This window comes from Marinobacter maritimus (genome assembly GCF_007671675.1).
Taxonomy (GTDB): Bacteria; Pseudomonadota; Gammaproteobacteria; order Pseudomonadales; family Oleiphilaceae; genus Marinobacter; species Marinobacter maritimus.
The window spans coordinates 327,954-340,130 of sequence record NZ_VCGW01000003.1; the positions used below are offsets into that span (position 1 = coordinate 327,954).

The following is a 12,177-nucleotide window of genomic DNA, read 5'->3' on the forward strand; positions in this document are numbered from 1 at the left end:
AGACTTAGGGGACAGATCAGACAAAATAGCTTGCGAACGATCTGGATCAAGTCTACTTGATGGAAGCTATGGTTTGCGATGCTTATTTTGATTGATAATAGACCCCCAAAATTTTCGAGCCAGCTATCATGACTGAAATCACACGTTACGAAAAACCACCCGCCCGGCCAAGGCTCCGGCGTGCCGTTATACCTCAGGGCATCGGTATGAAAGTGGCCCTTATCATTTCTGCAATTATTTCATTGGGCTTCACCGCTTTTGCCAGTGCGGCAGAATCCGGTACCGCGAGTCTGACTCACCATCCGGTGGGTTACCTTGCAATTGTGATCTTTGTTATTGCCTATGCGTTTGTGATGCTTGAGGAAAAGCTGCACCTGCGCAAATCCAAGCCGGTACTGCTGGCTGCAGGCCTTATCTGGTTCATGGTTGCCGGTGCGGCAGCCATGAGTGGTGATACCGAAAGCGCCAATGCGGCCTTGAAGAACAACCTTCTGGAATACTCCGAGCTCTTGCTGTTTCTGCTGGTTGCCATGACGTATATAAACGCCATGGAGGAACGCCAGCTTTTCGATGCGCTCCGCGGCTGGCTGGTGAGCAAAGGCTTCAGTTACCTCAGCCTGTTCTGGATTACCGGGCTGCTGGCATTCTTTATCTCACCCATCGCCGATAACCTGACCACTGCGCTGCTGATGTGTGCGGTGCTGATAAAAGTGGGTGAAGACAGCCCCCGTTTTATAGGCCTTGGCTGCATCAATATAGTGATCGCTGCAAACGCCGGCGGGGCCTTTTCTCCGTTTGGCGACATCACAACGCTGATGGTCTGGCAGAAGGGTGTGGTCGAATTCACCGAGTTCTTCAGGCTATTTATTCCCGCCGCAGTCAACTTCCTGGTGCCAGCCGTAATCATGAGCTTTGCCGTTCCCAGCGAGCCACCGAAGGATGCATCGGATCCGGTGATCATGAAGCGCGGTGCCCGGCGCACAGTCGGGCTGTTTCTGTTGACCATCACAACAGCTGTGCTGGGCCACAACTTCCTGCATCTGCCGGCCGTGGTTGGCATGATGATGGGCCTGGCTTATCTACAGTTCCTGAGTTACTACCTGCAGCGCAGTTTTAAACGCGGTGTTGCCCGTGAACGGGTCTGGGCTGAAAACCATCAGAATACCCGACTGCTTGAGCGACTCGACAAGGCGGTACCTTTCGACATCTTCAACCCGATGGCTCGCACCGAGTGGGACACGCTGCTGTTTTTCTACGGCGTGGTCCTGTGCGTGGGCGGCCTTGGCTACATTGGTTACCTGGCTGAAGTGTCCCAGATTCTGTATTACGACTGGAATGCGACCGGCGCTAACATTGCGGTGGGTGTGATATCAGCGATCGTCGATAACATTCCGGTGATGTTCGCCGTGCTTTCGATGGAGCCTGATATGTCTCACGGTCAGTGGCTGCTGGTCACGCTCACAGCGGGTGTTGGCGGTTCGATGCTGTCAATCGGCTCGGCTGCCGGCGTGGCATTGATGGGCCAGGCCCGGGGTTACTATACCATCATGTCGCATCTGCGTTGGACACCGGTGATTATGCTTGGCTACGCGGCTTCTATCGCCACCCATATGTGGCTCAACGCCAGCCTTTTTTAATAGGTTCTCTGCGGAGCCCGCTCGGGGCTCCGCTGTTCAAGTCGCCCTGCCCAACGCCTCCTCTCTCAAGCCTGATCAAAAGCTTCAAAACACACCATTTCACGAATCCGTCAGCGCTGATCTATGTGCTCTGGATGCCATGTGACACAAGGCTTTGAAGGAATTGCACAGAGGTTCTGTGTTTCTGGTTACCGTTTATGCTCGCGTTGCCTGTTGCCCGGGAATAATGTTTTCGACGTGCGCCGAACCTTTTACCGGGGACGCGCCTGCAGAATACAAACAATAAGCAAGCAGGTAATACCATGCGTCAGAAAGCAAAAATTTCGAAGATATTCACAATTTCAGCGCTAGCCAGCGGATTGCTGCTGGCAGGCTGTGGCGACGATGGCGAAGACGGAAAGGACGGCAAAGACGGTATTTCCGGAAATGCCGGGCAAAGTGTTGTTGTCTCGACCACTTCCGGATTCGCGATTACTGAAAATGCCGTTTTTGTGGCTCCGGATGCAGCAAATGGTGATGATATTACCGAAGCGCTCTCCCTTGCCTTGTTTGATATTCAGGAGGATGCGCTGGTTGTGCTGCCGAAAGGGCGCTTCATGGTGACGGAAGGCATTGTCGTTAACAGTGCACGCGGGCTTACGATTACCGGCCACGGTATTAATGAAACCATTCTGGATTTCAGCACATCCAATGGCGACGACGCGTTTCGTTTCCAGGGCGGCAATGGCATTACCGTCCGCGATTTTGGCGTGTATGAGGCGCCCAAAAACGGCATCAAGACGACCAACGTTAACGGTATTCACATCGCCTACACCGCTACCGTATGGGAAGGCGAGCTGGAAGCAGATAACGGCGCCTATGGATTGTATCCGCTCAAGAGTCAGAACGTGCTTATGGAGAACAATTACTCCTACGGCTCGGCTGACGCCGGGATATACGTGGGCCAGTCAGAAAACATCGTGGTTCGTAACAATACCGCCAACAATAACGTGGCTGGCATTGAGATCGAAAACTCCAGCATGGCCGATGTTTACAACAACATTGCGGTTGGAAACTCTGGAGGAATTCTGTCGTTTGATCTGCCTGGCCTCGAAAAGGCTTATGGCGGGAACGTGCGGATTTTCAATAACCAGGTTTACGCTAATAACGCGGACAACGTGGGCGCGGGTGTGGTTGGTGCGGTGCCACCGGGAACCGGTGTGATCGTGCTTGCCGCCAGCGGTGTGGAAATATACAACAATCAGATTACGGACAACGAGACCACCGCCGTTGCGATCACCAGCTACTTTCTAATTGATGATGATGTAAGCAGCTATCCGGTCAACTATGGCGCAACCATGCAGGATGGTTGGAGTCCGACGTTGAAAAACGTTTATCTGCACAACAATACCATCGCCCGGAATGGCAGCAATCCGCGGGGTGATCTGCTGGCACAGATTATCGGCGGTTACACATCTGTCATGAACAGTTCTGGAATGGCGCAAACCTTCCCGGCCATTCTCTATGGCGGGATTGGCGAGCTGTTATCAAATCTCGGCAATCAGGGGATAGGGGGGTTCAACGCGATTGTTGGGCCAGACGCGGCTGCCGCCGGGGTGAATTACGATCCGTATGGCCCTGGCGACCTGATTTGTGCAAACAGTAATATCAATGGCAATCCGGCACCAAAGTATGAAGAAGTCAACACTGGCCTGGTTTATCCGGTTGATACAGCCAACGCGACGTTCGACGGCAATGGCGATCCTGAGGCACAACTGCTGATCGATCAGATGGTCAACAACACCTACCTCAACTGCGTCCAGCCGCGCCTTGCGCCTGCGAAGGTGAACTTCAGAAACAATATATACGGCTGTACCGGGGACGACCTGGCGGAAGCGGCTTGCGCGCTGTAATCAGGCTCTCTGAGCTGTTGGCGACATAGTAATAATCAATAACGACATATCGCCGGGACAAGTTTGTCCCGGCGATATGTCGCTGCACCAGAGAATCATTTATGAGAAATAACAACAAAACGACAGCCGCGATGCTTATGACGTCTCTTTTACTGGCAGCGTGTGGCGGCGGAGACGACGTTAGTAATACTCCACCTCCAGTGGGCAGTGCACTGAATGCCGGTGCTGGTTCGCCGACGGGCGCAGAGGGCAGCTGCAGCGCGACGACCGCCGGAGTCAACTGGGATGCGTTGATGACAGAGGTATGCCCCAAACTGTCGGATTACAATCTGTTTGCCGATGCAACTGATCCGACGGCGGGGCCAACCCGGGGTGGCGTTTCCTATGATCTGTCTACGGCCTTGTTCTCCGATTACACCAGCAAGTACCGTTTCATATTTGTGCCTGAGGGTAAGACCGTCAGCTATAACCCGTCAGAGGTGCTGGATTTCCCGGTAGGGACGGTCATCACGAAAACCTTTGCATTGCCCGCCAATACGGCTATGCGTGATGGTGAAGAGCTGGTTATTGAAACCCGGCTTTTGATCAACCGCGCTGATGGTTGGTTTGCACTTCCTTATTACTGGTCGTCAGATTCCGACGCGACCCTGACCATTGCCGGCAAACGTCTGACGGGCCTCACCACCATTAACAATCAGGGTCAGCAGATTACGTTTGACTACGCCGTCCCCAAAGCTGCGGACTGTTCCTCCTGTCACTCTATCGTGCCCGACCTGGCGGGTTCGGGTGACGAGCGTGAGCAGATCTTCCTGCCCATTGGTCCGAAGGTGCGTTATTTGAACAATGACCATGCCTATGCGGACGGTACGGTATACAATCAGCTTCAATACTGGGCTGAAGGCGAGTTGTTGGCCGGCTTGCCGCTCAACCTGCAAGACGTCGAGGAGGCTCCGGTGTTCAATGATCAGGTGCCTGTCGCGTCACTCAGCGCCAGCGAGTTGAATGACGCAGCGCGGGCCTACCTCGACATCAACTGTGCCCATTGCCATCGTGCAGGCCTGACGCTGCCTGCAGATTACGCGGGGCCTGCGGGTAGCAGCGGTGTTCAGCTGGAGTACAACCGGAATTATGCGGATTCCCCCAGCAAGTTTGGCGTGTGTAAGGAGCCGATTGCAGGAGGCAAAGATGGCTATCCATACGATGTGATTCCGGGCAATCCGGATGACTCCTATTTGTTGTTCCGTATGACAACCCTTGAGAGTCGCCATAAGATGCCGGAGCTCGCTCGCAATACTGCGCATATGGAAGGGACAACGCTTATCCGCAGCTGGATTGATCAATTGCCTACGGCTAGTTGCTCACCCACTCCATAGGGAACTGTGTCATGCCCGGTTGGTGCCGGGTATGGCCATTGGCAAGCGCTGAAATAGCAGATGGGGGGCTGGACGGACTATCAGTGGATCGCATGTTCCTGGCGAAATTCGGTGGGAGTTGATTGTTTGATTTCCCGGAACGCCCGGTTGAATGAACTCAGGGATCGGTACCCGACATCCAGGGCAATATTGAGAACGGGAGTTTCTGGATCCGTAATCAGGCGCTTCGAGGCTTCGGCAATCCGGAGCTGGTTGATGTAATCGTTGAAGTTACGATAGCCCAGATGCTTGTTAACCAGAGCGCGAGTGCGGTATTCCGGCAGGTCGAGTTTCTCGGCCAGCATTTTCAGAGTCAGATGTTCTGTGCGGTAATACCCGCCCGCCATCAGGCTGGCAAGGCGCTCTGCGTTTTCATGTTGGAAGCTGGCCTGATGTTTATCTTCATTAACCTGCTCGTGCGTCTGAGTCTCGGTGGATGGGGCCAGGCCGCTTTGGAATGATAGTTCACTGAACCGACCCTGCAAAAGAAAGGTTGCCACTGCAATACCGGCAATCGACACCACCAATGCCCGGTTAATTGCGTAAGCAATGCCGAGGTTAAATGCCAGAGCCACCCAGAGCACGGCGATACCCGCGATAAACAAAACGAGAGCCCGGAGCTTTCGGCGGGGCTCCACAAGGTCAGCAGGCCAATCGGCGAGAACAATCCAGAAGCCGTTAGCGATAATAACGAATTCAAACAGTTCGCCGAGTTCCCATCCAAAGAAGAGCAACCAACTTTCAGCGTTCTGGTGGCTGGAAAGAACTCTGGCGATCCCGGGGGCAACTACACTGTAGAGCGCCAGAGCGCTCCATATCGAAAACGGGTTCAAGCGCTGACGAAATGTGACCTGACAGAGCAGCCAGAATAAGGCCGGCAGCATGCCTTGCAGGTTCAGGGTGAGCCAGTGCCAATGAACCGGCGTAAGGGGGTGGAGCAGAAACCCCGAGCTGGCAATGAGAAAAATAGCGAACACCCGTGCAGCGGATGAGCGGTGTAACTCACGGGTTGTCGTAATCAGGAGAATGACCAGGCAAGCCAGGCCAAAACCGGTCAAAATCAACATGCTTTGAACACTCGACGCTATTTTTGTTGTTTGCGTTAAACGGATGCAAACATGTCACTCGGGCGTGTTGGTGTCAATTACGACAGGCGATGCGTAGTAGCTTGGCGGCCGGAGGGACTCTGCGTCGAGCGTTCGTGTCAGACCCTTCAGCTATTCTGTATTCTCAACCCGACACCTTCAGCACTACCGCATGACCTTCTTCGTTGGCCAACCCCAGCTTGACCACACTACCCGGCTTGGTGCCGAGCAGCGCAAGGCCGAACGGTGAGCCTATGCAGACCTCGACGCTGTCTGTATTTGAACAGGAACTGGAATCCGTTAACCGGAATGTAAGTACCGAAGAGTCCAGGCAGTTGATCAGCGTGACGGTGCTGCCAATCAGTGCAGTGTTTTTCGGTTTTACCAGGGGGTTTCTGTAGATTCGCCCCAATTTCATATTCGGCGTTTCGATATCACGTGAACCCAGGTTAAAGTCCGCATTCATCATCATGTCAGTTTCTCGGATGCTAAAAAGTTCGCATTACTAATGGCAACACAAACGGTTGGCTGATTGCTTTCGTTAAAGGGAATATCGGCAGTTCGCGAGCTCCGTATGGCGGGGCTCGCTGACTAATGGAAGGTGATCGAAAGGGGGAATAAAGAAACCATGGCCAGCTCCTTCACTTGGATGGCCGGGCACCATATCAGCTTTGGATTTAAAGACAAGTGTGTGCGCTAGGAAAGAGGGTCGCCTTCGCTCCGCCTTTGCATGCGCAGACTGTTGAGCAGAACACAGAGGCTGCTGAGTGACATGGCAATGGCCGCAATAACCGGTTGAATCCAGCCCATAACGGCGAGCGGAATTACCAGCGCGTTGTAGCCGACCGCCCAGAACAGGTTCTGGTACATGAGCTTGCGTGCTCTTTGTGCCAGTTGCAGGGTGGCGGGCACCATGGCGATGCTTTCGGTGAGGTAAACAGCAGCAGCTGCGCCGGTGGAAGATGCGGCGTTGCCCACAGCGATACCCAACCTGGCACCGGCCAGCGCCAGGCCATCGTTGAGGCCGTCGCCCACGAACACGGCGTTGATCTGTTTTTCGAGGTTTTCGATAAAGCTGTGTTTCTGCTCGGGGGAATAGCCAGAAAGCACCTGCTCAGACGGAATGCCAAGACGGCCGGCCAGATCCAGGCAGGCTTTGCGCGTATCACCGCTGAGTAAATAGAGGGTGTAGCCCTGGTTTGTCAGCTGGCGGATTGTGGGTAGAGACTCCGGCCTGAGGGTTTCCTGAAAACCGATTTTCCCGGCATAGCGCCTGTTGCAGGCAATGTGAATGCTCATTCCGGTATCTTCAGTGAGTGGCACCTCGACGCCCTGCTGTCGAAGCCAGCTTGCCTGCCCTGCCAAAGCGGTACTCTCGTCATTGATCCAGCGCGTGCCTGCGCCTGCGAAGCTTTCCCGAGTGCCATCGGATGTCAGCACAAGAGCTTGCGCCGGTTCCGCCATAAGCCCTCTTGCAACAGGGTGCGGTGATTCCCGGAGAATGTTCCGGGCCAGCTGCAACAGCGTGCTTTCGGACCATTCGCCGGCTGGTGTGATGCTGTCCACGCTTGGTTCGCCCGTGGTCAATGTGCCCGTCTTGTCGAACACAATTGCGCCAACCCCTGCCGCAGCCTCCAGTGCAGCAGGGTCTCGCAATACAATGCCGCGATTGACCATGCTGGCGTGGCCCATGGTGATCACCAGTGGAATGGCAAGGCTGAGGGCACAAGGGCAACTGATGATCATAACCGCCAGCCCGCGGGCGGCAGCTTCCGGAGCAGGTACGCCTTGAACAAGGGCCAGCCCCACGGCCAGCGTGGCTGCGATCAGAATAACCGGTAGCAGAATGCGAGCAATGCGGTCAGTCAGGCGCTGCAGGGTGGTTTTGCGGCTGAGCAGGGCGCTGATGGAGCGTGACAATTGGTCAATGCGGCGTTGGCCAATGCTTGCTGTAACCACCAGTTCAAGTTCACCTTCAACCAATCGACAGCCCGCCAGCAATTCTGCCCCCGGCCGGAGTGCCTGGGGCAGGTGTTCACCAGTCAGCATGGAAAGGTCCGCTTGCCCATGGCCTTGCACGATCTGGCCATCCAGAGCCAACTGTTCACTGGCCCGAATAACAATACGTTCGCCGGTCTCAACATCTTTGGCACGTCGGGATTCCAGTGTGCCGGCAGAGGTTTTCAGAGTGACCTGCTCGGGGACGTCCTGAAGATAACGGCGAATGATTTCCGAGGCACGACGGCGCACGCTGGTATCCAGTAATCTTGCGATCAGCTGGAAGGTGATCAGCATAACGGCAGCGTCGAAGTACACATGGTAACTACCGGAGGCAAGCTGCCAGGCGGAGATGATGCAGGCCGCGAAGACCGCCAGGAAGATCAGGCTGTCGAGGCCCGGTGCGCCGGCAATCAGCGTGCGCCAGCCCACCCGGTAGAAGTGAGAGCCGGAGTAAAGAACAACGGGCACCGCGAACAGACCACTGGCGAGGGCCAACGGCCAGAGTACTTCCGGTTCTGCTGCGCCGAGTGGTGCGAGATAGATCAGCAGCGCCGGCATCATGCTCCACATGCCAAAGACCACGGCAACCGCCAACCGTCTTTGCAGGTGCTTACGCACGGACTCTGACTGGAGTTTGCTGCGGTCAGGATCCACCGTGTTGTGCAAGCGGTAACCCAGGCGGGCTACGGCGCGCTGAAGGTCTGCTAATTGGAGCTTCTCTTTGTCCCAGCAAATCATGGCCACATCTGCCGCGAAATTAACGGCAGCGTCACTGACACCCGGTTGTTTCTTCAACAGGGCTTCAACGGCGATAGCACAGCTGCCACAGCGCATCCCCTCAATCATCAGGATGTCATGGTGCTGTTGTTCTTGCACTGCGCTCGCGTTGTTGGTGGCCATCTCAGGGTTCCCCGAAAACCTCCTTCAGCTCTTCGGCAGACCACTCCTTGCGATCGCCGAAGCGCTCTTTGTGTTCGGTCACGACGGCCTGGTCGACCTCGCTTGCACCATTGCTCCATTCGCTGCGGGCATAGCTCAGAACAGCGGCCAGTTCGGCATCGGAGAGATTGCCACCAAACTTGGGCATAACGCCCTGGAAGGTATTGCCGGCAACTTCAATCTTGCCTTGCAGGCCATCGTGGACAATAGCCACAGGGATAGCCGCGTCTGCCAGCAGCCATTCGCTTTCAGCCAATGGCGGGAAAGCGCCCGGCACGCCCTGCCCATTGGCCTGGTGGCAGGCGCTGCACTGGGCACTGTATATGGCCGCGCCGGTCGGTTTTGCGGAAGCCGCTTTGTTATCAGACTCGGAACTCTCAGAAACTTCAGTGTTGCTGCTGGCAGAGTCATCTGCAGGTATGGATTCCTGCTGCACAGTGGCCACCGCTGAACGGCTGTCACCACCCAACATCGGCTTGCCAATCTGCCAGGCGTAATAGCCAACGCCCCAGATAATCAGTATGGCAATCCAGGCCAGTACCACCTTCGGGATTGCGCGCGTGCCTTCCTCGGGCTCGGGCGCTTCCCGGAATTGAGCGCGATGATCATGCTGTTTCATGGCGCACGTTACTCCTTGGGTTGGTCGGATTTTGGCTGCCGTTTCGGCAAAGTCGGAGCCGGATAGGTATGGTCAAGCGCGAGCATGTACTCCGCCAGCGCAAGCGCGTCATCCGTGGCAACAATCTTTCCGGATTCGGGACCATAGGGCGGTGGAATGTTCACTACTTTGTCGCCTTCTGCCGGCTCCTCCACATGGCGAAACAGGAAAGGGTACGACGGCATAATACTGCCTTTGATGATCGCCCTCGGGTTGTAGAGGTGCATCAGTTGCCAGTCGATGCTGGGCTGGCGGGCGCCAATGTTGAACAAATCCGGGCCGGTACGCATGGTGCCCAACAGGTGGGGTTTATCGTAGGCGTAATCTCCTGGTACGGACGGGCGGCCCCAGCCCCGCGCCTTATCGCCGGGCGCAAAGCTCGGGTCGCGTGGTTGTTGGCTGTGGCAATAAACACAGCCATTGGCAATGTACACCTGACGGCCCCGCTGTTGCTGCTCCGTGTAGGGCTTGAGATCTGGCGGCACCTGTTCTGCAGACATTTGCAGGTAAGGCATAACCACCAGAGTAAGCGTGGCCAGCAACAGAATGAGCGCTGCACCGACCATGATTGCGAGAGCACGTTTCATTGAGTGGTCTCCTTGATAGCTGGGCGGAAGAGGGTCGGTTGCTCAGTAGCGGCGCCATGGCGCATTAACATGGCGATGAAGTGGAATGCGAACACCAGGTGCCCCAGTGTCATCAGAGCACCACCCAGGGTACGGGCCTGAAGTGCGGGCAATGTCATTTTTACTATGTCCAGAAAAGGCATTGCCGCATTGAGAAGTGCAACACCCTGCTTCCAGCCTGCAACGGTCAGCGACACCACGTAGATCAGAATGCCGGCGCTCACCAGCCAGAAGTGCAGGCTGATCAGGCGGCGCCAAGGCCATTCCCAGTTGGTGAGGCGAGGCATAATGAAATACACGGCGCCAAACAGGATGAAGCTCAGGAAGGCGTACATGCCCAGATGCGCATGGGCAACGGTGTAGTGGGTAAAGTGGGTGATCACGTTGATGCTGCGCAGAGCTTCCATGGAGCCCTGAAGAGAAGACACCGTGTACATGAGCGCGCCGATCCACACAAAACGCAGGGTTGGTGAGTCTTTCAGGCGCCCGAAGTTGCCCATCATGGTGCCGTGATGGTTGATGGCAACGGTAATGACCGGAATTGACATCATCACGCTGTGGACAATCGAGAGAGTGACCAGCCAGGTGGGTATGGGGCCGCCAATCAGATGATGAATGCCCACCTGGCTGTAAAACAGTGCCAGTGACCAGAACCCGATCAGCGATAACTGGTAGGAAATAATCGGTCTGCCGAGAATTTTCGGGATCATGTAGTAGGCAATGCCAATGCCGATAGGCGTTACCCACAGCCCGAGAACGTTGTGGGCGAACCACCAGTTAACCGTGGCGCCGGATGCCCCGGGAAAGGCAAAGGGCAGGTTGGCGATCAGGAACAGGATGGGAAACCACACCAGCGCAGCCATCAGGTACCAACTGGTTACGTAAAGATGTTCCACCTGGCGATTGGCAGCGGTTAGCAGCAGGGGGATGGCACACAGGGCTCCGCCCACCACAAACAGCAGGTCTACCTGCCATGGGAATTCCAGCCATTCCTCGCCGTCAGACAGGCCCAGCGTAATGGCGCTCAACCCGAGAACCAGGCCAATATTCCAGATAAAGCCGCCAAGAACAGCGTATTTCCCACCAGCCAAAGAAGTTTTGAACAACCGTGGTATCAGGAACAGGGCAACGCCTATACCGGCCATGGACGCCCATCCGTAGGTGACAGCGTTCAGATGCACTGGGCGTACCCGGCCGAAGGTAAGAAACTCGCTGGCGGCCAGAAACTCCGGGAAGTGCATTTTAATGGAGGAGGCCAGGCCAAAAAACGAGCCCAGAAGCAACCAGAAAACGGACGAGCTAAGCCAAGTCAGGATCGCTGTTCGGGACGATTGGTCGGCGGCCCAGCGAGCCTCAATGGCGGCCGCCTGTTCGCTGTTGTCACCGGTAAACGGTAGGTCGGATGGCCTTGCAGGATCCTCGCTGTGACCTTCTTCGCCCGGGGAGAATATAGTGCGTGCTGCCGCCTGGCCGTGGCTGAACTGATTATTGGCGATAGACCAGATCAGTAACAGCAAGCCAACCGTGGAGAGCACGAAGGTAATGATCAAGAGAACGGCGATGGTGGGCGTCATAATCTTTCCTATTGATGCATTACATATACATGTTAAATAAAACAAACACTACATTTCAATTAGATGCTTTTTTTATAAGCAGTATTTGTACTCATTTGGAAGATAGCGAAGAGTTTCACTACATTAACGCGACAGGCCGGATTGGACGATGGCTTGAATTGCTCTAGATCAAGTCGAGGCAATTGCGAGGCTCCGACGGCGGTTGGAGGTTTTCATCGCATGAATTTCCGGGCTGGCGACTCGGCATCGGCGAATGGTGTCGTATTCTGTACCAATGCCCCAAGCTGGTCTACGCTTGAAACAGCAACAAAAGGAACGCTTGCTGCGCGCTGTAACCGCTTCTAAGCTTTTGC

General features: G+C 55.4%; 9 protein-coding genes. 3 read left to right on the forward strand and 6 right to left on the reverse strand.

The genetic code is table 11. The annotated features are described in order from the left end of the window. Nucleotides 1-128: 128 nt before the first annotated feature. The 3 genes from nhaD to FFI90_RS13690 all read left to right on the forward strand — a co-directional run bounded on the left by nhaD (nucleotide 129) and on the right by FFI90_RS13690 (nucleotide 4,902). Complete coding sequence (gene nhaD, locus FFI90_RS13680) at nucleotides 129-1,637, forward strand: sodium:proton antiporter NhaD (protein WP_246123588.1); 1,509 nt, start codon at nucleotides 129-131, stop codon at nucleotides 1,635-1,637. A 302-nt stretch (nucleotides 1,638-1,939) separates the two neighbouring features. Beyond that, entirely contained in the window at nucleotides 1,940-3,529 is a 1,590-nt protein-coding gene (locus FFI90_RS13685; RefSeq protein WP_144778617.1) for a parallel beta-helix domain-containing protein, read from the forward strand. Between the two features lie 101 nt (nucleotides 3,530-3,630). Further along, the gene (locus tag FFI90_RS13690; protein WP_144778618.1) at nucleotides 3,631-4,902 is read left to right on the forward strand and encodes an SO2930 family diheme c-type cytochrome; all 1,272 of its coding nucleotides are present in this window, start codon (nucleotides 3,631-3,633) and stop codon (nucleotides 4,900-4,902) included. Between the two features lie 80 nt (nucleotides 4,903-4,982). On the opposite strand, the gene FFI90_RS13695 is transcribed toward FFI90_RS13690, so the two are convergent. From FFI90_RS13695 to FFI90_RS13720, 6 genes are all read right to left on the reverse strand, one after another. After that, nucleotides 4,983-6,008, reverse strand: coding sequence for a helix-turn-helix transcriptional regulator (locus FFI90_RS13695; RefSeq protein WP_144778619.1), 1,026 nt, complete (start codon nucleotides 6,006-6,008; stop codon nucleotides 4,983-4,985). Nucleotides 6,009-6,171: 163 nt separating this feature from the next. Further along, on the reverse strand, nucleotides 6,172-6,498 hold the full coding sequence (locus tag FFI90_RS13700) for a GreA/GreB family elongation factor (RefSeq protein ID WP_144778620.1): 327 nt from the start codon (nucleotides 6,496-6,498) through the stop codon (nucleotides 6,172-6,174). Between the two features lie 224 nt (nucleotides 6,499-6,722). Continuing rightward, entirely contained in the window at nucleotides 6,723-8,927 is a 2,205-nt protein-coding gene (locus tag FFI90_RS13705; RefSeq protein ID WP_144778621.1) for a heavy metal translocating P-type ATPase, read from the reverse strand. A 1-nt stretch (nucleotide 8,928) separates the two neighbouring features. Next, a complete protein-coding gene (locus FFI90_RS13710) occupies nucleotides 8,929-9,585 on the reverse strand; it encodes a c-type cytochrome (RefSeq protein ID WP_144778622.1) in 657 nt (218 codons plus the stop codon). Nucleotides 9,586-9,593: 8 nt separating this feature from the next. Further along, nucleotides 9,594-10,211, reverse strand: coding sequence for a cbb3-type cytochrome c oxidase subunit II (locus FFI90_RS13715; RefSeq protein WP_144778623.1), 618 nt, complete (start codon nucleotides 10,209-10,211; stop codon nucleotides 9,594-9,596). Continuing rightward, the gene (locus tag FFI90_RS13720; protein WP_144778624.1) at nucleotides 10,208-11,824 is read right to left on the reverse strand and encodes a cbb3-type cytochrome c oxidase subunit I; all 1,617 of its coding nucleotides are present in this window, start codon (nucleotides 11,822-11,824) and stop codon (nucleotides 10,208-10,210) included. Before FFI90_RS13720 ends, FFI90_RS13715 begins: the two co-directional genes overlap by 4 nt. Between the last annotated feature and the right edge of the window lie 353 nt (nucleotides 11,825-12,177).